This is a genomic window from Streptococcus sanguinis, from assembly GCF_020729725.1.
Taxonomy (GTDB): domain Bacteria; phylum Bacillota; class Bacilli; order Lactobacillales; family Streptococcaceae; genus Streptococcus; species Streptococcus sanguinis_V.
The window spans coordinates 407,367-432,526 of the sequence record NZ_JAJEPA010000012.1; the positions used below are offsets into that span (position 1 = coordinate 407,367).

Here is a 25,160-nt window from a genome sequence, read left to right on the forward strand (position 1 = left end):
AAGAGGTTTAGGATGTCAAAAGTTTTGAAAGGGACCATATTTTTGAACCGCACCCCAAAAGTTAGATTTTTTCTGTCTAACTTTTGGGGTGCGGTTCAATTCAACTTCTTTTTATTTGGAGACCATTTTCCAGAAAAAATCAATGATATAAGTTAGTCCGTAGGTATAGATGATGAGAGTGACGGGCTTGCAGAGAAGGATAATTAGCATGTACTTTTTGAAAGTCATCTTGGTCAGGGCCGCCAGCATGCAGAGAAAGTCGGCTGGACTGATGGGCCAAATCATCATGAAGATAAAGAAGCGCTCAAAGCGATTACCCTTATCCAGCCAGCCGATGTATTTATCATAGGTGCGCTTGCTGACGACAGACTGAACAAAGGCCGGACCGTAGGTGCGCGCCAGATAAAATATCAGGGCGCAGCCAATGACAATACCGATATAGTTATAAATGGTGCCGATGATATGGCCGTAGATGAAAACGCCAGCAACAGAGGTCAGGGCGCCAGGGATAATGGGTACGACCGTCTGTAGAATCTGCAGGAAGATAAAGAGAGGCGGTCCCCAGATGCCAGCCTGCTGGATAAAGGCTGAGAGAGTTTCCTTGGACTGGAGAATGCCTGCGAAATAGGCCCAAAGACAAAAGGCCACCGTTCCTAGAGCGCCAATGGCGGACGACCAGTTGATAATTTTTTGCAAAAGAGGGGAAACAGCCTGCATCTGTCTGTTTTTTTCTGCCATACAAACCTCCAGGACATTTATACTATCACCACTATAATATCATCTTTTGTCCTTTTTGTAACCTTTGAGGCTGAAGGTGTCAAAAAGCCCATTTTATGCTATAATAATGAGAATACGAATTTTTGGAGAGAGATGTGGCGATTGAAGATTATATGCCAGACTTTGCGGTTGAGGCAGTTTACGATTTGACAGTAGAGAGTTTGAAAAGACAGGGTATCAAAGCGGTTTTGGTGGATTTGGATAACACCTTGATTGCTTGGAATAATCCTGATGGGACCCCAGAGATGAAGAAGTGGCTCCATGATTTGCGGGACGCGGGCATTCGGATAATCGTGGTGTCCAATAATAACCAAAAACGGGTCAAGCGGGCTGTTGAAAAGTTTGAAATTGACTATATCTACTGGGCTATGAAACCCTTCACTTGGGGCATTGACCGAGCGCTCAAGCTTTTTCATTTTGAAAAAAATGAAGTGGTCATGGTGGGCGACCAGCTCATGACGGATATTCGGGCAGCTCATCGGGCCGGGATTCGTTCGATTTTGGTGAAGCCACTGGTTGAGCACGACTCTATCAAGACTCAAATCAATCGGGCGCGTGAACGCCGTGTGCTCAAGAAAATCAATGAAAAATACGGCCCTATTCAATACAAAAAAGGAATTTAAGCATGGAAGAACTTCTCTGCATTGGCTGCGGAGCCACTATTCAGACAGAAGATAAGGACAAGCTAGGCTATACGCCCCAGTCAGCTCTAGAAAAAGGCTTGGAGACAGGTGAACTCTATTGTCAGCGCTGTTTCCGCCTGCGCCATTATAATGAAATCAGCGATGTCCAGCTGACGGATGATGATTTTCTGCGGCTTCTCCACGAAGTTGGAGATAGCGACGCCTTGGTCGTCAATGTTGTCGATATTTTTGACTTTAATGGCTCGGTCATTCCTGGCCTGCCTCGCTTTGTCGCTGGAAATGATGTTCTCTTGGTTGGGAATAAAAAGGACATTCTGCCAAAGTCGGTCAAGGATGGCAAGGTGACCCAATGGCTGACGGAACGGGCTCACGAAGAAGGTCTGCGTCCAGTCGATGTGGTCCTGACCTCTGCTCAGAACAAGCAGGCCATCAAGGACTTGATTGACAAGATTGAGCACTGTCGTAAAGGGCGTGATGTTTATGTGGTTGGAGTGACCAATGTGGGCAAATCCACTTTGATTAATGCGATTATCCAGGAAATTACAGGCGACAAGGATATTATTACGACTTCGCGCTTCCCAGGTACGACTCTGGATAAAATCGAGATTCCTTTGGCAGATGGCAGTCATATCTATGATACGCCGGGTATCATCCATCGTCACCAGATGGCTCACTATCTATCTGCTAAGAATCTCAAATACGTCAGTCCCAAAAAGGAAATCAAACCCAAAACATACCAGCTCAATCCAGAGCAAACCCTCTTCTTGGGTGGTTTGGGTCGCTTTGACTTTGTGGCGGGAGACAAGCAAGGCTTCACAGCTTATTTTGATAATGAGCTTAAGCTCCACCGGACCAAGTTGCAAGGTGCTAGCGAATTTTATGACAAACATGTCGGCAGTCTCTTAGTGCCACCAGTTGGCAAGGAAAAAGAAGAGTTTCCAGCCTTGGTTAAGCATGAATTTACCATTAAGGACAAGACGGATATCGTCTTCTCAGGTTTGGGCTGGATTCGCGTCAGTGGACCTGCCCGAGTAGCTGGCTGGGCGCCAGAGGGTGTGGCGGTTGTCACTCGGAAAGCTATTATTTAATACTCAAGAAACCAAGGGGAATAACTCCCCTTAAAATAAGGAAGGAAAAGGCTGTGAACAGTGATGAGATAAACAGGTCCTAACTGTCTCAAGCCTTATAGAAGAACATGACACTAACATCAAAACAACGCGCCTTTCTCAACAGTCAGGCACATAGTCTCAAGCCTATCATTCAGATTGGGAAAAATGGACTCAACGACCAAATCAAAACCAGCGTCCGTCAGGCACTGGACGCACGAGAACTGATTAAGGTTACGCTCTTGCAGAATACGGATGAAAATATCCACGAGGTCGCTGAGATTCTGGAAGAGGAAATCGGGGTGGATACGGTGCAGAAGATTGGCCGGATCTTGATTCTCTACAAGCAGTCCAGCAAAAAGGAAAATCGCAAACTCTCTGTCAAAGTCAAGCAAATTTAAGGAAAAATTTCTGTGGAGATGTCAGCCTATGGCTATTGAATTACTAACCCCCTTTACCAAGGTGGATTTAGAACCAGAAGTTAAAGATAAAAAACGCAAGCAGATTGGCATTTTAGGTGGGAATTTCAACCCTGTCCACAATGCTCATTTGGTCGTGGCAGATCAGGTTCGCCAACAGTTGGGCTTAGATGAGGTCCTGCTCATGCCAGAGTACGAGCCGCCCCATGTGGACAAGAAAGAGACCATTGATGAACAGCATCGGCTGAAAATGTTGGAGCTGGCTATTGAGGGTATTGAAGGCCTAGGAATTGAAACCATTGAGCTGGAGCGCAAGGGGATTTCCTATACCTACGACACCATGAAGCTCTTGACAGAGCAGCATCCAGATACAGACTATTACTTTATCATCGGTGCAGATATGGTGGATTATCTGCCCAAGTGGTACCGGATTGATGAGCTGGTTGAGCTAGTTCAATTTGTCGGTGTTCAGCGACCGCGCTACAAGGCAGGGACTTCTTATCCTGTTATCTGGGTGGATGTGCCGCTTATGGATATTTCTTCCAGTATGGTGCGGGATTTTCTGGCTCAGGGACGGACTCCTAATTTCCTGTTGCCTCAGCCAGTCTTAGACTATATCGAGAAAGAAGGGCTTTACCTATGACCTATGAAAGCTATATCAGCATGAGTCGTGAGGCCTTGCTGGCTAAGATGGAAACAGTCATGCCTGAGAAACGCCTGCGTCATTGTCTGGGTGTGGAAAAGGCTGCCCGTGAATTAGCGGAGCGCTTCGGTCTTGACGTCGAAAAAGCAGGTCTGACAGGTCTCCTACACGACTATGCTAAGAAGGTCTCGGACGAGGAGTTTCTGGCCTTGATTGATAAATACCAGCTGGATCCGGGCCTGAAAAACTGGGGCAATAATGTCTGGCATGGCATGGTGGGCATTTACAAGATTCAGGAAGATTTAGGCATCGAAGATGCAGAGATTCTCCGAGCCATCGAGATTCATACAGTGGGGAGTAGCACCATGTCTGAGCTGGACAAGGTCGTCTATGTCGCTGACTATATCGAGCACAACCGAGACTTTCCGGGAGTGGATAAGGCTAGAGAGCTGGCTCAACGGTCGCTCAATCAAGCCGTGGCATACGAAACAGCAAGGACTGTGGAGCATTTGGCTCATAAGGGGTTACCCATCTATCCGCAGACCTTGGAAACCTACAATGCCTTTGTAGGCTATTTAAAGGAAATAGAAGAAAATTAAAGAGGAACTATGAAAGAACAAGAATTATTGGAACTGGTCGTGAAAGCGGCCGATGAAAAGCGTGCAGAAGATATTGTGGCGTTGGACTTGCAAGGTCTGACTACTGTGACAGATTATTTTGTTATCGTCAGCTCGATGAACAGTCGTCAGCTGGATGCAGTCGCTGAAAATATCCGTGAGAAAGCTGCTGCGGCTGGCGTTTCTGCTGGTCATGTTGAGGGAGACGCAGCTGGCGGCTGGGTGCTCTTAGACTTGGGCGGTGTGGTTGTCCATGTCTTTTCAGAGGAGATGCGGGCGCATTACAATCTTGAAAAGTTGTGGCACGAAGCAACTGGTGTGGATGTTGCAGCCTTATTGGAAGAAAAAAACAAGTGATTTTTTGCCCTTGGGCAGAAAGCAGAATTTAGCTCAGTCAGCCTGCTGGCTGGGCTATTTTTGAAAGGAAAAGTATGGCAACTTATGAAACCTTCGCGTCGGTTTACGATGCGATTATGGATGATTCTTTGTATGAGAAGTGGACAGATTTCAGCCTGCGTCATTTTCCCAAGGATAAGAAAAAGCTGCTGGAGCTAGCCTGTGGCACGGGCATCCAGTCCATTTATTTTAAGCAAGCGGGTCTTGAGGTGACAGGGCTGGACCTGAGTCAGGAAATGCTGGATTTGGCAGAGAAGCGCAGCAGAGAGGCCGGTTTGGACATTCCCTTTATCCAGGGCAATATGCTGGATTTGAGTGATATTGGTCAGTTTGATTTGGTGACTTGTTATTCGGACTCGATTTGCTATATGGAAGACGAAGTTGATGTCGGTCAGGTTTTCACTCAAGTTTATCAGCATCTAAATGAGGACGGCCGCTTTATCTTCGATGTGCACTCGATTTACCAGATTGATGAGGTTTTTCCGAGCTATTCCTATCATGAAAATGCTGAAACCTTTGCCATGGTCTGGGATTCCTATGCGGACAAACCGCCTCATTCCATCGTGCATGAGCTGACCTTCTTTGTCCAAGACGAAGATGGGCGCTTCACGCGCCATGACGAGGTGCATGAGGAGCGGACCTATGAGATTCTGACCTATGATATCTTGCTGGAGCAGGCTGGCTTTAAGAACGTCAAGGTGTACGCGGACTTTGAGGACAAGGAGCCGACTGACAAGAGCGCGCGCTGGTTCTTTGTAGCGGAGAAATGAGATGACAGTTACCGGTATTATCGCAGAGTTTAATCCTTTTCATAACGGGCACAAATATCTGTTGGAGCAGGCTGCTGGTCTGAAAATTATCGCTATGAGCGGCAATTTTGTTCAGCGAGGTGAGCCGGCTATCGTGGACAAGTGGACTCGAGCACAGATGGCTTTGGAAGCTGGAGCGGATTTGGTCCTTGAGTTGCCTTTCTTGGTCAGCGTTCAGGCGGCGGACTTTTTCGCTAAGGGGGCAGTAGACATCTTAGAGAGACTGGGCATTGTTCATCTAATGTTTGGAACTGAGGAAGTGCTGGACTATGAGAGTATTTCCAAGGTCTATGGTCAAAAGGCCGAGCAGATGGAGGCTTATCTGACTGGTCTGCCTGATTCCCTCTCCTATCCTCAAAAGACTCAGGCCATGTGGCAGGAGTTTGCAGGGCTCAATTTCTCAGGCTCTACTCCCAATCATATCTTGGGCTTGGCCTATGCCAAGGCTGTGGCGGGAAAGGCTATAAAACTGTGTCCAATTCAACGCCAGGGGGCTGGCTACCATTCCTTGTCAGCTAATCAGGAATTTGCTTCCGCAACTGCCCTTCGTCAGAATCTGGATCAGTCAGACTTACTCAAGAAATTCACCCCAGCTCATGAGCTGATTAAGATGGCTCCCAAGGTGACCTGGTCGGACTTTTTTCCCTATCTCCGTTACCAGATAGTGACAAGTCCGGATTTGACAGATTTTTACCAGGTCAATCAGGAGTTGGCCGTCAGGATTAGAGTGGCCTTGAAAAGCAGTGAGACCATAGAGGAGCTAGTTGAACAGGTGGCGACCAAGCGCTATACCAAGGCACGAGTCAGGCGTCTTTTGACCTATATTCTGGTCGGAGCTAGGCAAAAAGAGCTTCCGTCAGGAATCCACATTTTAGGCTTTTCCGAGCAGGGACGCCAGCATTTGTCCAAGCTTAAGGGCAAGGTTGAATTAGTCAGCCGTATCGGCAAGGAGCCGTGGGACAGTTTGACCCAGCAGGCTGATAAGATCTATCAGCTAGTCAATCCCGCACTTAGGGAGCAGAATTTTGGACGGGTTCCGATTATGAAAGACAAGTAAGGCTGAATGTTCAGCCTTTTTGCTTTGTTTGCGACGGTAAATAAAAAATGGTATAATAAACAAATAAAATTGTTTTCACTAAGAAGCACGATTTGCTTTTTAGTGATTTGACTGTAGATATGAAAGCTAGCATTCGGTCAATAAAACATTGCTGTGCTGATTGAATGATTATCTTTCCTATCCATATCTCAAAGGAGGAAGACTCATGAAATTCAAAAAGATTACCTTTATGGCACTTACAGCCTTGCTTACGCTTAGTTTAGGTGCTTGTAGCTTGATTGGGCAGAAGCATTCTCAAAAGAATCAAGGTGGGACTGAGAATAGCTCCCGTGAGAGCCAAAAGAATACTTCTTCTGACGATATTGAAGAACTCTTGGAGAAAGCAGAAACAGCGAATGAAGATCTAACTTCAATGAAAATGAAGGTAAAACTATCTATCACTGTAGATGGTTCCAATAAAACTCAAACGATGAGCGGAGATCTTCTCTATGATAAAAGCACGGATGAACTGGCCAAGGGGCATTTAGTCATAGATGGAAAAGAGAGCGGTCAGGAGAGTTATCAAGAAGCGATTATGCCAGGCGGAGAGGATAAACTTTTGTATACTCGTTCTTCTAAAAATGGAACATGGTCTAAGCAAGAAATGGGAAGCGGTGCAGATTATTATGTTCAGCCCGATTATTTCAAACTTATGGACGGCTTTTATCAAATGGCTGATGATGTCACTGTAAAGGAAAGCGGCGATGAATATATCTTTAAATTAAGTAGCAAAAATGCTGATTTGCTAGGACTTTTTGGTGAAGAATTCAAACTAGAGCTGTCAGGTGTTACTCAGGCAGATATGGATAAGAAGTTAGAAGTACGCTTGGATAAAAAGACCTTATTCTTAAAAGAATTTAAGCTAGGTTTATCTTATAAAGGTGAAAAAGGTAGTATGGATGTTCAAACAGATACTCAATATTCTGACTGGAATAAGGTAGAGGAAGATGAGTTTAAGGCGCCTCAGTAAAGCATAAGCAAAACTATTAGCTGAGAAAGAAAGGAAAAGCCATGCCTTTATTGTTTTCTTTTCGCTATCGTAGAGGACTCTATTTGACCATAGTCATCTTGGCATCTGTCTTTTTAGCCTTAAGCCTTATTTTCGGAACTTTAGCTTACTTTATACTATTTTCTTTCGAAAAGGCCATGCCTGGAGCAGGAATACGCTCGTTCAGTTTGCCTTTTATACTTGCTTTTTTCATGACTGCTGTAGTCGAAATCTTTGCAATAGTTCATGCGGGACGCAAGCTGAGTAAAAAGTGCTTTGTTCTTGCAGGAACAGAATGGGGCTTGACCGTGCGAGGTGCTTTCTTGAAAGAGCATAGCTTTGCTTGGAATCAGCTGGAAAGCGTCTTTTACCGGCCGGCTTGGGGAAGAACTTCTGATGGGCAGGCTTCTTTTCGACTGGGAGTCAGGTACCATCGGAGAGACTACCTATATGTCAAGCCTTATCATGGCAAGTCCGTTCGAGTAGATGTCACTTTTTTAGATGGCAGAATAGAGGATGTTTTTGCTTGCTTAAGCAGGTGCAAGCCGGATTTGCCTATTGTGAAAAATGATCAGTGATATTTTTGATGGATTTCGGTAAAGGTCCGTTATGACAGACCTGCCGGTTTCGGGAAATAGAATGTACCGTCCAGTTGCTCTTTTAGCGACTGGATTTTTTATGGAATAGAAATAGGTGTAAAGTTAAAGAAACCAAGCTGGTTCTTCTAAAAGTTATCATTTTTTCTTAGTGATTTTTCTGATTCCCTGTGTTATAATAAGAAAGATTAAAAATGTAATTTATCAAAAGGAGAATCTCCAATGGGACGTAAATGGGCCAATATTGTGGCAAAGAAAACGGCCAAAGACGGCGCAAACTCAAAAGTGTATGCTAAGTTTGGTGTAGAAATCTATGTAGCGGCTAAAAAAGGTGATCCAGATCCAGAGTCTAACACAGCTTTGAAATTTGTTATTGACCGAGCTAAGCAGGCTCAGGTGCCGAAGCATGTTATTGACAAAGCTATTGATAAGGCAAAAGGAAACACCGACGAAACCTTTACTGAAGGCCGCTATGAAGGATTTGGGCCAAACGGTTCTATGCTGATTGTCGATACACTGACTTCAAATGTCAATCGGACTGCAGCCAATGTCCGTGCTGCTTTTGGTAAAAATGGCGGTAATATGGGAGCTAGCGGCTCTGTATCTTATCTTTTTGATAATAAAGGCGTGATTGTCTTTGCTGGGGACGACGCTGACAGTGTCTTTGAACAGCTGCTGGAAGCGGATGTGGATGTTGATGATGTTGAAGCAGAAGAAGGAAGCATCACTGTTTATACAGCGCCAACTGACCTTCACAAGGCTATCGTGGCTCTGCGTGAATCTGGCATTCAAGAATTCCAAGTAACCGAGCTTGAAATGATTCCTCAGTCTGAAGTAGAGTTGACCGGTGAAGACCTCGAAACCTTTGAAAAACTCTATAGCGTTTTGGAAGACGATGAAGATGTCCAAAAAATCTATACGAATGTAGATGGATTCTAAAGATACTTAACCTGTAGTTGGAGCTACAGGTTTTTCTGTGATGAGAAGTCTCAAACTGTATCTACCAGTGCAGCTAAGTATGGTAAAGTACAAAAGTCATAGGATTGACTTATTAAGGGGATGAGCTTAACGGCCTGTGCCTTGCTTCTTACACCAGAACGAGATTATCAGTTAAAATTTGTAAAGACAGGTGGCAAGTGGGTTTTGGAGCGTGATTTTTCTTATGAATCCATTGCCATCTCCTTCGAAGGCGATATATCATAATACAAAAATTAGAGGGCTAATTATTGATTATTTGCTCTCTATTTTTGTTTCCGCGTCCAGCTTTGTGCTATACTGGATGATAGATAAGTGTATTCGAGTAAAGGAGTCTGCCATGAAAAAATTTTATGATAAACTGATGCAAACGCGGCATTATCTTCATCAACATCCTGAGCTGTCTGGGCAGGAATTTGAGACGACGGCTTTTCTAAAAGGCTATCTGGAAGATTTGGAGATTAGGATTTTGGATTCCGATCTGAAAACTGGCTTGGTTGCCGAGGTTGGATCTGGCAAGCCGGTTATTGCCCTGAGAGCAGACATAGATGCTCTGCCTATTTTGGAGCGGACAGGTCTGCCTTACGCCAGTCAGAATTCAGGCGTCATGCACGCTTGCGGCCATGATTTTCATCAGACCAGCCTTTTGGGGGCAGCGGAGCTGCTCAAGGCTATGGAAGGAGATTTGAGAGGGACGGTTCGTCTGATTTTTCAGCCGGCTGAGGAAACTTCTCAGGGAGCCAGTCAGGTTCTTGCGACTAGTCTGCTGGACGATGTGTCTGCTATTATCGGCTTTCACAATATGCCCCAGCTTAAGGCGGGGCAGCTGGCACTTAAAGCTGGAGCCATGATGGCTGGGGTTGAGAAGTTCAAGGTTGAGGTAGAAGGAGTCAGCAGCCATGCGGCTAGGCCAGATTTAGGTGTTGATACGGTATTGACTTTGACTAGTATGATTCAAAATCTGCAGGCTCTAGTGGCTCGTACTGTGTCTCCTTTTGAATCGGCTGTCTTATCTGTAACTCATATAGAAGCGGGAGCGACCTGGAATGTACTGCCGCAGTCGGGCTTTTTTGAAGGGACCATTCGCAGTTTCAATCCCACCTTGCAGCAGCGTCTCAAGGAAGACTTTATCCGAATTGTAGAGAATACAGCGGAGAATTTTGGGGCTCAAGTCAGGATTTCTTGGGACCATACTCCTCCAGTGACCTATAATGATCCCGAATTGGCCGAGCTGCTCTATGAGCACTCACAGAATCTGGCTGAGGTTCTGCCTGCCAGTCCTTCCTCGGCTGGAGAGGATTTTGCCTTTTATCAGGAGAAGCTTCCAGGCGTCTTTGCCTTTATCGGCTCAAATGGGGCAGAAAATGCTCCTGACCTCCATCACGACAGCATGGTTATTGACGACGAAGCTTTCAAAGTCTCCGTTCCTTACTATGTCGAAAGTGCCCTCTTTCTCCTGCAGCACTATAAGCAGAAAGTCTAGAGATAGTTGCCTCAAAGCTGATAAAGAAAAGCTATCACCTCCATAAAAAATATATAATGGTCAAGTTTCTCCTTATTTGATATGATAAAGAAAGACTTTTTAGGAGGAATTCGAAATATGAACCTGAAGAAAACCTTGAAATACTTCTCTCTGGCGGCTGTCAGTGTCTTGGCCATTGGTGCCCTAGTGGCCTGCTCATCATCAAGTGAGAAGAAAACAGAGAAAATAAAGGTAGAAGTCGGAACAGTGGGAACGACTAAACCATTTTCATACGAGGATAAAGATGGTAAACTGACTGGCTACGATATCGAAGTCCTTCGTGCTATTTTTAAGGACTCAGACAAGTATGAAGTCAATTTCAATAAGACCAAGTGGGCTTCTATTTTCTCAGGTCTGGACAGCGACCGCTACCAGATCGGTGCTAATAATATCAGCTACTCTGAAGAACGAGCTAACAAGTATCTCTATGCTAGTCCATATGCGAAAAATCCAACAGTTTTAGTTGTCCGTAAGGGTGAGGGCATTAAATCGCTGGATGACATTGGCGGCAAGTCTACTGAGGTTGTTCAGGGGACTTCAACAGCTCAGCAACTAGAGGACTACAACAAGGAACATAGCGATAATCCGACAAAAATCAATTATACGGACGGAACCATTCAGCAAATCTTGGCCAATCTGAATGACGGCCGTACGGACTATAAGGTTTTTGAGCGCATAACTGTAGAGTCTATTATCAAAGACCAAGGCTTGAAAAATCTGGAAGTGATTGAACTTCCAAGCGACCAGCAGCCTTATGTCTATCCAATTATTGCAAGTGGTCAGGAAGACCTGCAAAAATTTGTCAACAAGCGAATCAAGGAACTCTATGAGGACGGTACGCTTGAAAAACTATCACAAGAATTCTTTGGCGGTTCTTACCTGCCAGATGCAAAAGATATCAAGTAAGAAATCCCATCAAGTTCGGTCTGCATTTGGCTGGCTAGACTTTGATACAAGAAATACGATAAGGGCGGGGAAGCTTATTTCCCCAGCCCTTTATCTGCTGTTAATAGGAGTAACGCATGCCTTTCTCAACTGAGACTGAACAAATCAAGAAATTTGAAAACGACGAGGTCGCCCAGCACTATTTTGAAGTGTTGCGGACCTTGATCTCTAAAAAATCAATCTTTGCCCAGCAGATTGGTCTGCAGGAAGTAGCCAACTATTTGGGAGAGATTTTTACAGCTGCAGGTGCCAAGGTCATGATTGACGACAGCTATACTGCTCCATTTGTTTTGGCGGAGTTTCTTTCTTCAAATCCTGCTGCTAAGACCATTATTTTCTACAACCACTACGATACAGTGCCGGCAGATGATGACCAGCCTTGGACCAATGATCCCTTTACACTGTCGGTTCATTACGGGGTTATGTATGGGCGAGGAGTGGATGATGACAAGGGGCACATTACTGCTCGTCTGACGGCTGTTCGCAAGTATATTCGAGAGCATGGTGATTTGCCAGTCAATATCATCTTTATGATGGAAGGGGCAGAAGAGTCTGCTTCGACAGATTTGGATAAATATCTGGCCAAGCATCGCAAACGCCTGCGAGGAGCAGATTTGCTGGTTTGGGAGCAAGGCAGCCGCAACAATCTAGGTCAGCTGGAAATCTCAGGCGGTAACAAGGGGATTGTTACCTTTGATATGACAGTCAAAAGTGCAGATGTAGACATTCATTCCAGCTTCGGCGGGGTTATCAATTCCGCTCCTTGGTATTTGCTCAATGCTTTATCCAGCTTGCGCAGTCCAGACGGCCGCATCTTAGTTGAAGGCATTCATGAACAGGTTCAAGAGCCAAATGAACGGGAGCTGGCTCTGATTGAGCAATATGCCCTGCGGACTCCTGAAGAGTTAAGTCAAGTCTACGGTTTAAAATTGCCAGTTCTATTGGACGAGCGGAAGGAATTCCTCCGTCGCTTTTACTTTGAACCTTCGCTGAATATTGAAGGCTTCGGATCAGGCTATCAAGGCCAAGGGGTCAAGACCATTTTACCTTCAGATGCCCAGGCTAAGATGGAAGTTCGTCTAGTGCCTGGTCTGGAGCCAGAGGATGTGTTAGACAAGATTCGTCAACAGCTGGACAAGAATGGCTATCCAGCAGTTAAGCTGACTTATACCTTGGGAGAAATGAGCTATCGCAGCGACATGAGCGCACCTTCCATTCTCAATCTTATAGAGCTGGCTAAAGATTATTATCAAGAGGGAATCTCTGTTCTGCCGACTTCAGCTGGAACTGGTCCGATGCATACGGTTTATGAAGCCTTGGAGGTTCCTATGGCGGCTTTCGGACTTGGGAATGCTAACAGCCGGGACCACGGCGGAGATGAGAATGTGAAAATTGCTGATTATTATACACATATAGAGCTCATTCAAGACTTGATTGGCAGTTACCGTCAAGCTGACTAGCGGGAAAGGAAGTCTTATGCTATACTCTATAAGAAAAGACAAACTGAAGCAGGCTGGCTTCTTTTACCTCTTTTATTTCCTAGCCATGCTCTTAGGCGTCTTGGTTGGGCTTCTATTTGACCGCTCAGGCAATATGTTTTACGCTCCGGCTTTTACAGCTTTCTTTGGCGGAGTTCTGTTCATCTTCTATACTGAGAAAATAAAGACCTTCGGTCTAATCAGCGGCCTAGGTTGTCTGCTGGGTCTCTTCTTTCTGCTTAGTCGACATGGCTTTGGGGCCTTTCTACCTGGTTTGATTTGTGGTATTTTAGCGGATCTGATAGCTTGGTCAGGCGGCTATCAAAAGACTGTTAGAAGCTTGCTAGCTTTTATGGTTTTCAGCTTTAGCACAGCGGGTCCGATTTTCCTAATGTGGCTGGCGCCCAAGCAGTATGAAGCTAGTCTTCTTGCCAGAGGAAAGACTCCGGCTTATATCGGGCAAGTCATGCTTAAGCCGGAACCCAGCTTAGTCCTCTGGTTTGTGGCCAGCATTTTACTGGGTGCTTTACTTGGAGCCCTGTTAGGAAGGAAGATCCTTAAAGCTAGACATTCCAAGTCAGCTTCGGTCTAAATACCATCGAAAATATAACTAAGGAGAAAATATGAACAATTTACTCGTACTCCAGTCGGACTTTGGTCTGGTGGATGGAGCTGTGTCAGCCATGATCGGAGTGGCGCTAGAAGAGTCGCCCACTCTGAAAATTCATCATCTGACTCACGATATCACCCCTTACAATATCTTTGAGGGAAGCTATCGTCTCTTTCAGACAGTTAATTACTGGCCAGCAGGAACGACCTTTGTGTCAGTAGTGGATCCGGGTGTGGGCTCCAAGCGTAAGAGTGTGGTAGCCAAGACTAAAAAAGGTCAGTACATCGTCACGCCTGACAATGGTACCCTGTCTTTCATCAAGAAGCATGTCGGAATTGAAGCCATTCGGGAAATTTCTGAAGTGGAAAATCGCCGCAAGGATACTGAGCATTCCTACACTTTCCACGGCCGTGATGTCTATGCCTATACAGGTGCCAAGCTAGCCAGCGGTCATATCAGCTTTGAAGAAGTCGGGCCAGAGCTTAAAGTTGAAGACATTGTCGAAATTCAGGTAGTAGAGACCACGCTTGCGGATAATTATGTCAGCGGAGCTATTGATATCCTGGATGTTCGCTTCGGCTCTCTCTGGACCTCTATCACCCGCGAGGAGTTCTGCACCTTGAAACCAGAATTTGGCGACCGCTTCGAGGTTACCATCTACAATAATGACATGCTGGTTTATCAAAACCAAGTAACCTATGGCAAGTCCTTTGCGGATGTCCGCATCGGCCAGCCTATCCTCTATATCAACTCCCTCTATCGGGTCGGTCTAGCGATTAACCAAGGTTCCTTTGCTAAGGCCTACAATGTTGGCGTCGGTGCCCAGTGGCATATTGAAATCAAGAGAATTGAAAATTAAGGAAGAAGAACATGAAAAATAATACAATCAGAAACGTAGTCGCAACAGGAATTGGAGCAGCCCTATTCGTGGTCATCGGAATGATCAATATTCCAACGCCTGTACCCAATACCAGCATCCAGCTCCAATACCCTCTGCAAGCTCTTTTTAGCGTCATTTTTGGACCAATCGTTGGTTTCTTGATGGGCTTCATTGGCCACGCCATTAAAGACGCTATGAGCGGTGGCGGACTTTGGTGGTTCTGGATTGCCGGTAGCGGAGTCTTCGGTCTATTGGTTGGTTTCTTTAGAAAATTCTTCCAAGTGGAAGAAGGAAAATTTGAAGTCAAGGATATTATCCGCTTTAACTTGATTCAGTTTGGAGCAAATGCAATCGCTTGGCTAATCGGTCCGATTGGTGACGTGATTGTATCTGGTGAGCCGGTCAATAAGGTCATTGCTCAAAGTATTGTAGCTATTCTGGTGAATTCTGCGACAGTAGCAGTCATCGGAACTGTCTTGCTGACTGCTTACGCTCGCACCCGCACTCGCGCAGGAAGTCTGAAAAAGGATTGATTACATCAAAAATTGAAAGATTGGGAGGATTCCCAGTCTTTTTTGTACAAAATAAAAAGTATAATGTAAATTATATATTGTATTATAGAAATTTATAAAGTGAAAGGAGAATCTGTAAGAGAATGTAGTAAAAGCGCTTTGAGAAGTATTTGAATCAATCGGGAGAAGAGCGTTGACTTGTCCTTCTCATTTAAACTTTCCAGCTCTGCTATTTTTCAAACAAATATTTTGCCCAGTTTTTTCAATCAGGTTATAATAAATAGATGAATTAAAAAATTCAGAAAATTTTATAGAGAAAAGAGAGTTGAAATCTTATGGCAAAAGATATTCGCGTCCTACTTTACTACAAATATGTTCCGATTGAGAATGCTGAGAAATTTGCAGCTGATCATCTGGCCTTCTGTAAATCTATCGGCCTTAAAGGCCGTATCTTGGTAGCAGATGAAGGAATCAATGGAACGGTTTCTGGTGACTATGAAACCACTCAAAAATACATGGATTATGTGCACAGCCTTCCGGGCATGGAAGACCTTTGGTTCAAGATTGACGAAGAAAACGAGCAAGCTTTCAAGAAAATGTTTGTTCGCTACAAGAAAGAAATCGTGCACTTGGGCTTGGAAGACAATGATTTTGACAATGACATCAACCCACTAGAGACGACAGGAGCTTACCTATCACCTAAGGAATTTAAGGAAGCCCTCTTGGACGAAGACACTGTTGTCTTAGACACTCGTAACGACTATGAGTACGATCTGGGTCACTTCCGCGGAGCTATCCGTCCAGACATCCGCAACTTCCGTGAGTTGCCGCAATGGGTTCGTGATAACAAAGAGAAGTTCATGGACAAGCGCGTGGTTGTTTACTGTACCGGTGGTGTTCGCTGTGAGAAATTCTCAGGCTGGATGGTCCGTGAAGGCTACAAGGATGTCGGTCAGCTTCATGGCGGTATCGCAACTTACGGCAAGGATCCAGAAGTTCAAGGTGAGCTTTGGGACGGTAAGATGTATGTCTTTGATGAGCGTATCTCGGTTGATATCAACCATGTTGATCCAGTTGTGATTGGGAAAGACTGGTTTGACGGTACTCCTTGCGAGCGCTATGTCAACTGTGGCAATCCAGAGTGTAACCGTCGCATCCTGACTTCAGAAGAAAACGAAGACAAGTACCTCCGTGGCTGTTCTCACGAATGCCGCGTTCACCCTCGTAACCGCTATGTGGCTGAAAACAGCCTGAGCCAGGCAGAAGTGATGGAACGTTTGGCTGCGATCGGAGAAAGCTTGGAAACATTGGTGGCTCAGTAATAAGGAGAGATCCTAATGGAAAAATTTTGTGTTTATGGGAAATTAATGGCCCAAGAAGGAAAGGTGCAGGAACTTACTGCTTACATGCAAGAAGTTGTCAAAGAAATGCAAAATCTTGACACTTGTTTCTGCTATATCTTAGGTGAGAAGGCAGATGAACCCAACAGCATCTATATTTACGAAGTTTGGGAGAGCGAGCAAGCTCACAATGACAGTCTGACCTTGGAAGTTTTTCAAAATCTCATTGCAAAAGCTAGACCCATTATTGCAGGCATGGAAAATTTGCATAAGCTGACTATTTTTGATGGTAAGGCAAGTTTCTAAATTCCTAAGAAAAACTAAAAACTTTAGACGTTTCAAATGTCTAAAGTTTTTTTGTTATTTATTTGCATGTAAAAGTCTTGTTGGACAGAGATTTGGGAAAGTAGACTATTTCCAACGATTCTTGGGACATCTCTCGGATTATCGCTTGATTTCGGATTTTCTTTCCACAGTTCTGATTTTTTGTCCTTTCTTTATGATGTGATATAATGAGCTTAAATAAATGGGAAAGGAGCAAGTCCATGTCTAAAGCTATCATGGAAGAAGTGGCAGCCTATCTTCGTCAGCATGCAGATGAAGAGCTGAGTCTGACCGATTTGGCTCAGCATTTCCACTATAGCCCTTCCCATCTATCCAGAACTTTCAAGAAAAAGATGGGCTTTTCTATCAAGCAATATGTGGAAGCTCTTAAGATGGAAAAAGGGATTCAGGAAATTGTGGAAGGTCGGCAAAATGTGACTGAGACCTCTATGGAAGCTGGTTATGATAGTCTAGGCAGTTTTTCTAATACTTTTAAGCGGCATACTGGACTTTCGCCTAAAAAATATTATCAGGAATCAACCAAGGCTTATGATTTTATGGTCAAACAGCTGGATGAGAAGGGAGCTTTGTTACATCAGGATCCCGACTGTAAAAGTGACAATAGGCTGACTGTGGCGCTATCTTATCCTGAGGGGTATGAGCCACGCATTAGTTGTGTCGGGCTTTTTAAAACCCGCATTCCCAAAGAAGAGCCGATTATCGGAGTAGCACTGAGTCAGGAGAGACAGTTTACTTTTGAAAATGTACCCGATGGCCACTACTATCTTTTGGCCTGTGAATTGCTGGAGGATTTACGCCTAACTAAAAACTATGTCTTGAAGCATAACTTTCGCTGGGGCAGCGATGAACCTCTCACTTTTTCAGGCGATAGCATCTATCAGGAGGAAATCAGCATGCGCAGGCCCTTGCCCAGCGATCCACCTATTACAGTTAATCTTCCAGTTTTAATCATGCGTTCCCTAGCCAAACAAGCGCAATTGAGAATAAGAAAATTTTTATCTTAATTGATAAACTGATACTAGAGATTTATTCTCAGATATAAAAAATTGGAGGAACAATAATGAAATTAGACGTGTTTTTAAGTTTTAATGGTCAGGCCGAAGAAGCTTTTCGTTTTTATGCAGATCTTTTTCAGACAGAGATAAAGGGACTTGTCCGAGCCAGTGAGATGATGGACCCAGCAAACCTTCCTGCAGAAAAACGGGATAAGCTTGCCTGGATTGCCTTAGATACGGAAAACTTGACCCTGAATGGTGAGGATTTAGGCATTTTTAGCGACCTATCTATTCCTAGCAATCATCAGCCCAATCAATGGTTGGTTCTGAGTCCAGATAGTAGAGAAGAAGCCGATGAGCTCTTTGCTAAGCTTGCTGAAGGTGGGCAAATTCTCTATCCTTTAGAGGAACAAGCTTTCGCAGAGTTTTATGGCCGCTTGATTGACCGTTTTGGTATCGGCTGGGATGTGATGAAATGAGGTGGGAGGATGGTTTATAGTGAATCCTTAGCCCAGCAAGTCCGTGCCATTTTAGCTACTGAACTTCCTCCTCATGTTTTTGAAGAAGAGGTGGAAGAGAAGAAGATGTTTGGTGGTTTGGCTTTTATGGTCCGAGGTAAGATGACCGTTACTGTGAGTTCGAGAGGTCAAGAGCTTGTCATGGTACGCATCGGTAAGGAAATGGAAAAGCAGGTCCTGCCTAAAAATGGTGCCAGTGTCACAGTGATGAAGGGTAGGCTTTATCATGGCTATATTGATTTAGATGGCGAAGGACAAAAGGAACTGCCTTACTGGATCAAGCTAGCCTTGGCCTACAATCACAAGCTGACGCAGCAGGATAAAAAGTAAGAAGTGCTCAGATGAGCTTGGCCTTCTTAGAAGTTTATTCGTTGCCTTTTTATCAAGTTCAAATATATTCTTAGAATCTGTATTGATGAAGCTTTCAATCGAAAAGTCTCTTCATGGATACAGGTTTTTTCGTCTTTTTATTCCAAAAATGTTATACTAATACCAGAGTCCGTTTTAAGAATGGAGTTTATCCTTAAAAGTCTTTGAGAAAAGCTAGTTTGTACCAGTATTGAGTTTTGTTTTTGCATTTTCTCGCTTTCTGAAAGGCTTTTGTAGTTAGAAAGGAGCATGGTATGAGTATTTCTTTTTACATTCAGAATCGAAAGGGTTTGTTTAGCTATAAGGCCGTGGAAACACCCTTGTCCCTGGTTTCCTTAGTAGAAGGTCTTGAGGTCGTAGGTCTCGAGGGAGATAAGGCTTATCAATCCTTGGATCAGGTCGGAACTTTTCTGGCTGTCTACTGGGAAGGGGCAGGCCGTGGTTTTGAAGTTTATTATCTGCCAGACCGGGAAACCTATCAGGTCCGCGTCTTGACACCATCAACGGTGGGCGACTGGAAAGGGGCTATTCTCTTTATGAGTCGTTTGGCTCAGAAGATGAAGCAGGATATTGTTGATGAATACGGCAATACTTACACTGCTGACGGGATTTTTAATATTGATTTTGAAGCGGATATTCTCTACGGCCTGAATGATGCCAGAGTGGCAGCTGCGCCTATGCATGTTTTTGAAGGCTATGCTCATGATTTGTACATGTCGCAGGAAAAGCTTCTGGAACTATTCAAAGCTGAAGATCCTGTGGAGGAGTTTGGCAGGCAGATGGCCGAGATGCAGCAGGTCCAGAGTCAATTTTCTACTCCTAAGTATTATAAGGATCAGGGTGGGAAATATCTGGGTTCTTATGTTCTGGCAGAAGGAGTGGAGACAGTCCTTCCAACTCAGCCCATGCCCAAGGGCTACTTGGTAAAAGAGATGTTTGAGAATGGAGCTAGTCAAGACATGGAATGGCATATCCATATCCTGATAGAGGATGCCAGCAGTCCGCAGGGCTATAAATATCTGACAACAAAGGATTTAAAAGCTTTTTTGGAGAAGATTCCAGAGACTCACCGTAGCTATCTGGATTCCAGTCAGATCCGGATTCAGCCACTCAATCGGCTGGAACTGGAAGCCATTTTGGACCAGCTTCCTGATGGAGAACCGAAGTTTTAGCGCTAGGAAAATTTACTTTTTGTATCTTAACAGAGCTGCCAAAAGGCAGCTTTTTTAGGACTGTCAGCAGTTCTCACAATTTTGTGACTCTTTTCGTTTTAGTAACATTTTTGAAAACAACTTGAAAATTTCAGAAAGAAGCTATAGAATAGAGGTCAGTTTTATAAAAAGGAGAACGAAATGAAAGAAAAACACATGCTAATCTTGGGCTGGGTGGCTACTTTTATGTCTGTTATGATGTATGTTTCCTATATCCCACAGATTATGAATAATCTAGCTGGCAACAAGGGTGACTTTATCCAGCCTTCAGTAGCTGCTCTAAACTGTACTCTCTGGGTCATTTATGGCCTATTTAAAGAGAAACGGGACATTCCTTTGGCAGCGGCTAATATGCCGGGTATTGTATTTGGCTTGATTACTGCTGCTACAGCCCTTATGTAAGATGAGATTGGGAGTTATGCCCAGTCTTTTTTTATTGGAAAATCATTGGACAAAGTACTCACTTCACTTGTAGCTATAGAGCCTGCCTATGGCTTTTGCTATGTAGAAAATATGCAGGCAGCGTTCAGCAGACCGCCTTTTTATGATACAATGGTAAGATGAAGTCAGTAGAGATCTGCTGGCTGTTTCATCAGGAAGAAGGGGGTAAGAGAGCAAGCCTATGATACTTGAAGAATTTGACCAAAGTCGCAAGGCCATCATCAATCCAGAGGACTTGAATGAGTTCATAGAAGGGTTTCCTGAGACGGCCGTTTCCTGCTTTGCCAGAGAGACTTTTGCTCGGATGTTGGCGGATTTTGAGCATGAGCTGATTACGACAACTAGCATGGCTAATATTGAAATTCCTATCTATCGTGTTTTCGTGGATGGACGGGAACTGGCTCTCTTCAATGCACCGGTTGGAGCTTCGGCCTGTGTGGCTATTCTGGAAGACCTGATTGCTTTTGGTATGAAGAAGCTGGTGCTTTTCGGTACTTGCGGTATCTTGGATGAGGAGATTAAGGAAACGTCTGTCATTATCCCGACGGAGGCCCTGCGTGATGAGGGGACTAGCTATCACTATCAGCCAGCTAGCCGTGAGCAGGAAGTCAATCTTGGCTTGAAAGATTTTCTGACGGCTTTTCTAGATGAGCGCAGTATTTCCCATAGCAAGGGCAAGGTCTGGACGACAGACGGCATTTACCGTGAGACGCCTGCTAAGCTCCGCCAGAGAAAGGCCGAGGGAGCCATCTGTGTGGATATGGAATGCTCAGCTGTAGCGGCTTTGGCAGCCTTTCGAGAGATAACCGTCTGCCAGTTCTTCTATGCAGCCGATCACTTGTCTGAGGAAACTTGGGATATGCGCAACCTAGCCAATCATGCAGACTTAGACGAAAAAGATAAGATTGCCAATCTAGCGATTCAAATCGCTCTGGCACTATAGAGAAATAAGATGAAAAAACCAATTATCCAATTTGAAGACTTTAGCTTTCAATATCAGGCTCAGTCTGAGCCGACCCTGAAGCAGATTAATCTGACTATTTACGAGGGGGAGAAGGTTCTGATTGTCGGACCATCTGGCTCTGGTAAGTCAACGCTGGGCCAGTGTCTCAATGGGATTATCCCCAACATTTATAAAGGAGAGGCCAGCGGACAGATCTTGATTAAGGGACAGCCAGCCTTTGAATCCAGCATTTATGATAAGTCCAATCTAGTCAGCACGGTCTTGCAGGACACGGATGGCCAGTTTATCGGGCTTAGCGTAGCAGAAGATCTGGCCTTTGCGCTGGAAAATGACGTGATGGAGCTGTCGCTTATGCGCGAAAAAGTCAAAACCTGGTCAGAGAAGCTGGATCTAGCGGAGCTTTTGCAGCATCGGCCCCAGGATCTATCCGGCGGTCAAAAGCAGCGCGTCAGTCTGGCTGGGGTTTTGATTGACGAGAGTCCTATTCTGCTTTTTGACGAGCCCTTGGCCAATCTGGATCCCAAGTCGGGTCAGGATACCATTGATTTGATTGACCAGCTTCATCGGGAGACGGCAACGACGACTCTGATTATCGAGCACCGCTTGGAAGATGTTCTTTACAGACCGGTAGACAGAATAGTGCTTGTCAATGACGGACGCATTCTCTTTAATGGACAGCCGGATGACCTGCTCAGAACCCAGCTGCTAGCTGAAAACGGCATCCGCGAGCCGCTTTATATTACCACTCTACGCCAGCTGGGTGTTGATGTGGAAAAGATTGAGGGATTGTTCCGCTTGGATCAGCTGCAGCTAGCAGATGTGACCTTTGAGGGCAGGGACTGGTCTGACTCTGACAAAGAGTCTCAGGAGCCCTTGCTGGAACTGGAGCACGTTTCCTTTGCTTACCAGAGCGGCGGCAAGCCTATTTTGCAGGATATCAATCTGAAGATTTTCAAGGGTGAGCGGATAGCCATCGTTGGTAAAAATGGAGCTGGTAAGTCAACCCTGGCCAAGGCCCTCTGTCAGTTTATCGAGACTGAGGGGAGCTATAGCTGGCAGGGTCAGGATATCAAAGGAGACTCCATCAAGGAGCGAGCTGAGCGGATTGGCTATGTCCTGCAGAATCCCAATCAGATGATTTCGGCAGCCATGATTTTTGATGAAGTGGCTCTAGGCTTGCGCTTGCGCGGACTGGCAGAAGCGGAAATCGAAGAGCGGATCCATGCGGCTCTTAAAACGTGCGGCCTCTATGAATTCCGTAGTTGGCCGATTTCGGCCCTGTCTTTCGGCCAGAAGAAGCGGGTGACTATTGCGTCTATCTTGGTGCTGAATCCGGAGATTATCCTCTTGGATGAACCGACAGCTGGCCAGGACCAGCGCCATTATACAGAGATGATGGACTTTCTAGACGAGCTCAACCAGCAGGGACATACGATTATCATGATTACCCATGATATGCAGCTGATGCTGGATTACTCAGATCGGGCAGTAGTTGTGGTGGATGGTCAGATTTTAGCCGATAAGGCGCCTGCTCAGGTTCTGACAGATCAAGAGTTGATTGCAGCGGCTCATCTAAAGGAAACGTCAATCTTTGCTCTGGCTGAGAAGATTGGTGCCGATCCTCTGGCTTTGACCGAGTTTTATATGCGAAAAAAGGAGGACAAGCATGCTTAATCAGCGAAAATTAATCGGCTACCATTCAGGCAACACGTTTCTTCATGGTCTGTCCGGTGCCAGCAAGATGCTGTTCTTCGTTCTGGTATCAGTGGCGGCCATGATTAGTTACGATACTCGCTTTTTGCTGGGGCTAGCCCTGCTGTCCCTCTGTCTCTTTCGGCTGTCCCGTATCCGCATCCGAGACATTTCATTTGTTTTAGTCTTTGCGGCATCCTTTGCTGCTCTTAACTTAGTGATGGTCTATCTTTTTGCGCCTGAGTATGGTGTCGATATCTACGGGGCCAAAGATGTCCTCTGGACCGGATGGGGAGCTTATAATCTAACAGCTCAGGAGCTGTTCTACCTCTTTAATCTCCTGCTCAAGTATGTTTCTACTATTCCTCTGGCAGTGATTTTCCTCATGACAACCCATCCCAGTCAGTTTGCTTCCAGCCTGCATCAGCTTGGTATTTCTTATAAAATTGCTTACGCAGTCAGTCTGACGCTCCGCTATATTCCAGATTTGCAGGAAGAATTCTTCCTAATCAGAATGTCTCAGGAAGCGCGTGGGCAGGAATTATCCAAGAAAGCCAAACTGGCTCAGCGCGTGAAGGGAAATCTGCAGATTATCATTCCGCTGATTTTCAGCTCACTAGAGCGCATCAATACCATTGCCACAGCCATGGAGCTGCGCCGTTTCGGAAAAAATAAAAAACGGACCTGGTATACCTATCAGGCTCTAAGCAAACGAGATATGCTGGTACTGACACTGGCAGTCGCCTTTCTATTACTCTGCTTTGTCCTCTTCGCAGTCAATCACGGCCGCTTTTATAATCCGTGGAGGTAGGATAAAGTGTGTGAACTTCGTTTAATATATATTAGGAGGATAACTACTAGGTGGAAGAAAGAATAAAGAGTAGATTCCGTAAGGACTTATTATTTCCAGTTTTATATGGTTTAGGAGGTATAATTTTTCTCTTCTATATGCCACATGCGGACGAATTTGGTTTTTGGGCATCCTTGATTTTTGCTGCTTTGCTACTACTGATGAGTGCACTCTTTACCTGGCTTGCTTGGATTACTAAGCAAAAGAGCTTGCAAAGCTATCAGAAGCTTTATTCTCATTATCCGGAGCTGGAGAAGAAGTTTTACAAGATTTATAGCCAGTCTCGCTATTCACGTGAAAAACTATCTCTTTATCTTTATAAGGATGCAATCATACGAGATGATACCTATTTTCAGTTTCTTATGCTTTCTGATTTAACTGATTTGACTATTAAGATTGAGAAAGTTCAAGAGAACAAGTACGTCAAGTATCCTCATCTATATTTGTATTATAGTCCCATGAGTGCTAACAAAGATATTCGTCTGCATCTGGGACGCTATACTAATCAAAATTATGTTGAACTATTACAGTTTTTAGATGTGGTTAATCAAGTCGCCCCTCAGATTAGAATCTATAATGAAGCAAATAAAAAATAATATTCTCTAATGGCGAAGAAAAATCAGGCAATCCTTGCCTGATTTTTTTCTTATAACGGTCTTTTATTTGGCATACCGGCTTTGCGGGGGTATTTATTGGGTGTTTCTTTCTTCTTTTCCACCACTGTGATAAAGCGGGGGTCGCCGTTTGGTAAGGCATAGCTGAGGTTGTCTTGAACCTTGCTAAAGAGTAAGTTGAGGGCATTTTTTGCTTCTTCCAGTTCTTCAGGAGCATTAGAAGCCTTAAGCGCCAAAAGCTTCCCGCCAACTTTTAGATAGGGAATAGTCAGTTCAGACAGAACTTGCATCCGAGCAACTGCACGGGCAGTGACCAGGTCAAATTGAGCTCGAAAGGCCTTGTCCTGAGCAAAGTCTTCTGCGCGACCGTGGTAGAAGTGAACCTTGTCCAACTCCAGCTCCTCTGCCAGCAGTTTGAGGAAGTTGATTCGTTTGTTGAGTGAGTCAATGATAGTCACATCCAGCTGAGGGCAGATGATTTTCATAGGGAGGCTAGGAAAGCCGGCCCCGGCTCCGATATCTAATAGCTTAAGCTCTTGATTATCAATCAGGCCTTGCAAAACGGGGGCAATTGAATCAAAGAAATGTTTGAGATAGACTTCATTTTTCTTGGTAATAGCTGTCAGATTGATTTTTTCATTCCATTCGACCAAGAGTTCAAAATAACGCTCAAACTGGTCTTTCTGGAGGTCGTTCAGCTCGATTCCCTGCTGGGCCAAGAGCTGGTAAAATTCTTGCGGTGTCATAGTTTCATCCTTGTTTGTCAGTATTCATCCTATTATATCATAAAAAGGAGACCCCAGCATTT

The 25,160-nt window shown here is 44.8% G+C and carries 31 protein-coding genes; 29 read left to right on the forward strand and 2 right to left on the reverse strand.

All coding sequences use genetic code 11. The annotated features are described in order from the left end of the window. Positions 1–111: 111 nt before the first annotated feature. Positions 112–738 (reverse strand): TVP38/TMEM64 family protein, encoded by a 627-nt coding sequence (locus K4I03_RS07325; RefSeq protein WP_227964322.1) that lies wholly within the window; start codon positions 736–738, stop codon positions 112–114. Between the two features lie 134 nt (positions 739–872). Here K4I03_RS07325 and K4I03_RS07330 point away from each other — a divergent pair, with 134 nt between their 5' ends. The 29 genes from K4I03_RS07330 (at position 873) to K4I03_RS07470 (ending at position 24,334) form a co-directional block, all read left to right on the forward strand. Then, positions 873–1,400 carry a YqeG family HAD IIIA-type phosphatase gene (locus tag K4I03_RS07330; protein ID WP_187418380.1) on the forward strand — a complete coding sequence of 176 codons (528 nt, stop codon included), beginning with the start codon at positions 873–875 and terminating at the stop codon, positions 1,398–1,400. A 2-nt stretch (positions 1,401–1,402) separates the two neighbouring features. Next, positions 1,403–2,509 (forward strand): ribosome biogenesis GTPase YqeH, encoded by a 1,107-nt coding sequence (gene yqeH / locus K4I03_RS07335; RefSeq protein WP_227964324.1) that lies wholly within the window; start codon positions 1,403–1,405, stop codon positions 2,507–2,509. A 107-nt stretch (positions 2,510–2,616) separates the two neighbouring features. Then, complete coding sequence (gene yhbY / locus K4I03_RS07340) at positions 2,617–2,928, forward strand: ribosome assembly RNA-binding protein YhbY (RefSeq protein ID WP_002896287.1); 312 nt, start codon at positions 2,617–2,619, stop codon at positions 2,926–2,928. Between the two features lie 28 nt (positions 2,929–2,956). Further along, on the forward strand, positions 2,957–3,589 hold the full coding sequence (locus tag K4I03_RS07345; protein WP_227964327.1) for a nicotinate-nucleotide adenylyltransferase: 633 nt from the start codon (positions 2,957–2,959) through the stop codon (positions 3,587–3,589). Then, on the forward strand, positions 3,586–4,188 hold the full coding sequence (yqeK, locus tag K4I03_RS07350) for a bis(5'-nucleosyl)-tetraphosphatase (symmetrical) YqeK (RefSeq protein ID WP_227964330.1): 603 nt from the start codon (positions 3,586–3,588) through the stop codon (positions 4,186–4,188). The genes K4I03_RS07345 and yqeK overlap by 4 nt, the downstream gene beginning before the upstream one ends. Before the next feature lie 9 nt (positions 4,189–4,197). After that, positions 4,198–4,563: a ribosome silencing factor gene (gene rsfS, locus K4I03_RS07355; protein WP_002901020.1), complete on the forward strand. Its 366-nt coding sequence runs from the start codon at positions 4,198–4,200 to the stop codon at positions 4,561–4,563. A gap of 74 nt (positions 4,564–4,637) precedes the next feature. After that, the gene (locus tag K4I03_RS07360; protein WP_227964333.1) at positions 4,638–5,372 is read left to right on the forward strand and encodes a class I SAM-dependent DNA methyltransferase; all 735 of its coding nucleotides are present in this window, start codon (positions 4,638–4,640) and stop codon (positions 5,370–5,372) included. 1 nt (position 5,373) lies between these two features. After that, a complete protein-coding gene (locus K4I03_RS07365; protein ID WP_227964336.1) occupies positions 5,374–6,468 on the forward strand; it encodes a nucleotidyltransferase in 1,095 nt (364 codons plus the stop codon). Positions 6,469–6,673: 205 nt separating this feature from the next. Beyond that, the gene (locus K4I03_RS07370; RefSeq protein WP_227964339.1) at positions 6,674–7,477 is read left to right on the forward strand and encodes a DUF6612 family protein; all 804 of its coding nucleotides are present in this window, start codon (positions 6,674–6,676) and stop codon (positions 7,475–7,477) included. Between the two features lie 230 nt (positions 7,478–7,707). Further along, positions 7,708–8,073 (forward strand): hypothetical protein, encoded by a 366-nt coding sequence (locus tag K4I03_RS07375; RefSeq protein ID WP_321573170.1) that lies wholly within the window; start codon positions 7,708–7,710, stop codon positions 8,071–8,073. Positions 8,074–8,313: 240 nt separating this feature from the next. Beyond that, on the forward strand, positions 8,314–9,030 hold the full coding sequence (locus K4I03_RS07380) for a YebC/PmpR family DNA-binding transcriptional regulator (protein ID WP_002901009.1): 717 nt from the start codon (positions 8,314–8,316) through the stop codon (positions 9,028–9,030). A 120-nt stretch (positions 9,031–9,150) separates the two neighbouring features. Next, positions 9,151–9,294 (forward strand): hypothetical protein, encoded by a 144-nt coding sequence (locus tag K4I03_RS07385; protein WP_227964345.1) that lies wholly within the window; start codon positions 9,151–9,153, stop codon positions 9,292–9,294. Between the two features lie 112 nt (positions 9,295–9,406). Beyond that, a complete protein-coding gene (locus tag K4I03_RS07390) occupies positions 9,407–10,549 on the forward strand; it encodes a M20 peptidase aminoacylase family protein (protein WP_227964347.1) in 1,143 nt (380 codons plus the stop codon). A gap of 117 nt (positions 10,550–10,666) precedes the next feature. Next, positions 10,667–11,494 (forward strand): amino acid ABC transporter substrate-binding protein, encoded by an 828-nt coding sequence (locus K4I03_RS07395; protein ID WP_032913533.1) that lies wholly within the window; start codon positions 10,667–10,669, stop codon positions 11,492–11,494. Between the two features lie 116 nt (positions 11,495–11,610). Beyond that, a complete protein-coding gene (locus K4I03_RS07400) occupies positions 11,611–12,993 on the forward strand; it encodes a M20/M25/M40 family metallo-hydrolase (protein WP_227964350.1) in 1,383 nt (460 codons plus the stop codon). Positions 12,994–13,009: 16 nt separating this feature from the next. After that, entirely contained in the window at positions 13,010–13,603 is a 594-nt protein-coding gene (locus tag K4I03_RS07405; protein WP_227964352.1) for an MptD family putative ECF transporter S component, read from the forward strand. Between the two features lie 31 nt (positions 13,604–13,634). Further along, positions 13,635–14,480 carry an SAM hydrolase/SAM-dependent halogenase family protein gene (locus tag K4I03_RS07410; RefSeq protein ID WP_002911906.1) on the forward strand — a complete coding sequence of 282 codons (846 nt, stop codon included), beginning with the start codon at positions 13,635–13,637 and terminating at the stop codon, positions 14,478–14,480. A gap of 11 nt (positions 14,481–14,491) precedes the next feature. Next, positions 14,492–15,034 carry an ECF-type riboflavin transporter substrate-binding protein gene (locus K4I03_RS07415; protein WP_002900998.1) on the forward strand — a complete coding sequence of 181 codons (543 nt, stop codon included), beginning with the start codon at positions 14,492–14,494 and terminating at the stop codon, positions 15,032–15,034. Positions 15,035–15,348: 314 nt separating this feature from the next. Then, positions 15,349–16,335: an oxygen-dependent tRNA uridine(34) hydroxylase TrhO gene (gene trhO / locus K4I03_RS07420; RefSeq protein ID WP_002903980.1), complete on the forward strand. Its 987-nt coding sequence runs from the start codon at positions 15,349–15,351 to the stop codon at positions 16,333–16,335. 15 nt (positions 16,336–16,350) lie between these two features. Beyond that, positions 16,351–16,659: a putative quinol monooxygenase gene (locus tag K4I03_RS07425; protein ID WP_002903981.1), complete on the forward strand. Its 309-nt coding sequence runs from the start codon at positions 16,351–16,353 to the stop codon at positions 16,657–16,659. Positions 16,660–16,898: 239 nt separating this feature from the next. Next, on the forward strand, positions 16,899–17,702 hold the full coding sequence (locus K4I03_RS07430; RefSeq protein ID WP_227964355.1) for a helix-turn-helix transcriptional regulator: 804 nt from the start codon (positions 16,899–16,901) through the stop codon (positions 17,700–17,702). A gap of 56 nt (positions 17,703–17,758) precedes the next feature. Next, complete coding sequence (locus K4I03_RS07435; protein WP_227964357.1) at positions 17,759–18,172, forward strand: VOC family protein; 414 nt, start codon at positions 17,759–17,761, stop codon at positions 18,170–18,172. Positions 18,173–18,181: 9 nt separating this feature from the next. Continuing rightward, a complete protein-coding gene (locus tag K4I03_RS07440) occupies positions 18,182–18,541 on the forward strand; it encodes a TfoX/Sxy family protein (protein WP_227964359.1) in 360 nt (119 codons plus the stop codon). Between the two features lie 293 nt (positions 18,542–18,834). Next, positions 18,835–19,752, forward strand: coding sequence for a DUF4299 family protein (locus K4I03_RS07445; RefSeq protein ID WP_227964362.1), 918 nt, complete (start codon positions 18,835–18,837; stop codon positions 19,750–19,752). Positions 19,753–19,932: 180 nt separating this feature from the next. After that, a complete protein-coding gene (locus K4I03_RS07450) occupies positions 19,933–20,193 on the forward strand; it encodes a SemiSWEET family transporter (protein WP_002898091.1) in 261 nt (86 codons plus the stop codon). Between the two features lie 220 nt (positions 20,194–20,413). Further along, positions 20,414–21,175: a nucleoside phosphorylase gene (locus tag K4I03_RS07455; RefSeq protein ID WP_227964365.1), complete on the forward strand. Its 762-nt coding sequence runs from the start codon at positions 20,414–20,416 to the stop codon at positions 21,173–21,175. Between the two features lie 9 nt (positions 21,176–21,184). Next, on the forward strand, positions 21,185–22,870 hold the full coding sequence (locus tag K4I03_RS07460; protein ID WP_227964368.1) for an ABC transporter ATP-binding protein: 1,686 nt from the start codon (positions 21,185–21,187) through the stop codon (positions 22,868–22,870). After that, complete coding sequence (locus tag K4I03_RS07465) at positions 22,863–23,699, forward strand: energy-coupling factor transporter transmembrane component T family protein (RefSeq protein ID WP_002925608.1); 837 nt, start codon at positions 22,863–22,865, stop codon at positions 23,697–23,699. The genes K4I03_RS07460 and K4I03_RS07465 overlap by 8 nt, the downstream gene beginning before the upstream one ends. Positions 23,700–23,749: 50 nt before the next feature. Beyond that, positions 23,750–24,334 (forward strand): hypothetical protein, encoded by a 585-nt coding sequence (locus K4I03_RS07470; protein ID WP_149566178.1) that lies wholly within the window; start codon positions 23,750–23,752, stop codon positions 24,332–24,334. Between the two features lie 50 nt (positions 24,335–24,384). On the opposite strand, the gene rsmG is transcribed toward K4I03_RS07470, so the two are convergent. After that, positions 24,385–25,098: a 16S rRNA (guanine(527)-N(7))-methyltransferase RsmG gene (rsmG, locus tag K4I03_RS07475; protein ID WP_227964369.1), complete on the reverse strand. Its 714-nt coding sequence runs from the start codon at positions 25,096–25,098 to the stop codon at positions 24,385–24,387. Between the last annotated feature and the right edge of the window lie 62 nt (positions 25,099–25,160).

Bases quoted from the DNA above. Each gene is read 5' to 3' on its own strand.
- K4I03_RS07325 (WP_227964322.1), bottom strand. From the start codon at position 738: ATGGCAGAAAAAAACAGACAGATGCAGGCTGTTTCCCCTCTTTTGCAA.
- yqeH (WP_227964324.1), top strand. From the start codon at position 1,403: ATGGAAGAACTTCTCTGCATTGGCTGCGGAGCCACTATTCAGACAGAA.
- yhbY (WP_002896287.1), top strand. From the start codon at position 2,617: ATGACACTAACATCAAAACAACGCGCCTTTCTCAACAGTCAGGCACAT.
- K4I03_RS07345 (WP_227964327.1), top strand. From the start codon at position 2,957: ATGGCTATTGAATTACTAACCCCCTTTACCAAGGTGGATTTAGAACCA.
- yqeK (WP_227964330.1), top strand. From the start codon at position 3,586: ATGACCTATGAAAGCTATATCAGCATGAGTCGTGAGGCCTTGCTGGCT.
- rsfS (WP_002901020.1), top strand. From the start codon at position 4,198: ATGAAAGAACAAGAATTATTGGAACTGGTCGTGAAAGCGGCCGATGAA.
- K4I03_RS07360 (WP_227964333.1), top strand. From the start codon at position 4,638: ATGGCAACTTATGAAACCTTCGCGTCGGTTTACGATGCGATTATGGAT.
- K4I03_RS07365 (WP_227964336.1), top strand. From the start codon at position 5,374: ATGACAGTTACCGGTATTATCGCAGAGTTTAATCCTTTTCATAACGGG.
- K4I03_RS07370 (WP_227964339.1), top strand. From the start codon at position 6,674: ATGAAATTCAAAAAGATTACCTTTATGGCACTTACAGCCTTGCTTACG.
- K4I03_RS07375 (WP_321573170.1), top strand. From the start codon at position 7,708: ATGACTGCTGTAGTCGAAATCTTTGCAATAGTTCATGCGGGACGCAAG.
- K4I03_RS07380 (WP_002901009.1), top strand. From the start codon at position 8,314: ATGGGACGTAAATGGGCCAATATTGTGGCAAAGAAAACGGCCAAAGAC.
- K4I03_RS07385 (WP_227964345.1), top strand. From the start codon at position 9,151: ATGAGCTTAACGGCCTGTGCCTTGCTTCTTACACCAGAACGAGATTAT.
- K4I03_RS07390 (WP_227964347.1), top strand. From the start codon at position 9,407: ATGAAAAAATTTTATGATAAACTGATGCAAACGCGGCATTATCTTCAT.
- K4I03_RS07395 (WP_032913533.1), top strand. From the start codon at position 10,667: ATGAACCTGAAGAAAACCTTGAAATACTTCTCTCTGGCGGCTGTCAGT.
- K4I03_RS07400 (WP_227964350.1), top strand. From the start codon at position 11,611: ATGCCTTTCTCAACTGAGACTGAACAAATCAAGAAATTTGAAAACGAC.
- K4I03_RS07405 (WP_227964352.1), top strand. From the start codon at position 13,010: ATGCTATACTCTATAAGAAAAGACAAACTGAAGCAGGCTGGCTTCTTT.
- K4I03_RS07410 (WP_002911906.1), top strand. From the start codon at position 13,635: ATGAACAATTTACTCGTACTCCAGTCGGACTTTGGTCTGGTGGATGGA.
- K4I03_RS07415 (WP_002900998.1), top strand. From the start codon at position 14,492: ATGAAAAATAATACAATCAGAAACGTAGTCGCAACAGGAATTGGAGCA.
- trhO (WP_002903980.1), top strand. From the start codon at position 15,349: ATGGCAAAAGATATTCGCGTCCTACTTTACTACAAATATGTTCCGATT.
- K4I03_RS07425 (WP_002903981.1), top strand. From the start codon at position 16,351: ATGGAAAAATTTTGTGTTTATGGGAAATTAATGGCCCAAGAAGGAAAG.
- K4I03_RS07430 (WP_227964355.1), top strand. From the start codon at position 16,899: ATGTCTAAAGCTATCATGGAAGAAGTGGCAGCCTATCTTCGTCAGCAT.
- K4I03_RS07435 (WP_227964357.1), top strand. From the start codon at position 17,759: ATGAAATTAGACGTGTTTTTAAGTTTTAATGGTCAGGCCGAAGAAGCT.
- K4I03_RS07440 (WP_227964359.1), top strand. From the start codon at position 18,182: ATGGTTTATAGTGAATCCTTAGCCCAGCAAGTCCGTGCCATTTTAGCT.
- K4I03_RS07445 (WP_227964362.1), top strand. From the start codon at position 18,835: ATGAGTATTTCTTTTTACATTCAGAATCGAAAGGGTTTGTTTAGCTAT.
- K4I03_RS07450 (WP_002898091.1), top strand. From the start codon at position 19,933: ATGAAAGAAAAACACATGCTAATCTTGGGCTGGGTGGCTACTTTTATG.
- K4I03_RS07455 (WP_227964365.1), top strand. From the start codon at position 20,414: ATGATACTTGAAGAATTTGACCAAAGTCGCAAGGCCATCATCAATCCA.
- K4I03_RS07460 (WP_227964368.1), top strand. From the start codon at position 21,185: ATGAAAAAACCAATTATCCAATTTGAAGACTTTAGCTTTCAATATCAG.
- K4I03_RS07465 (WP_002925608.1), top strand. From the start codon at position 22,863: ATGCTTAATCAGCGAAAATTAATCGGCTACCATTCAGGCAACACGTTT.
- rsmG (WP_227964369.1), bottom strand. From the start codon at position 25,098: ATGACACCGCAAGAATTTTACCAGCTCTTGGCCCAGCAGGGAATCGAG.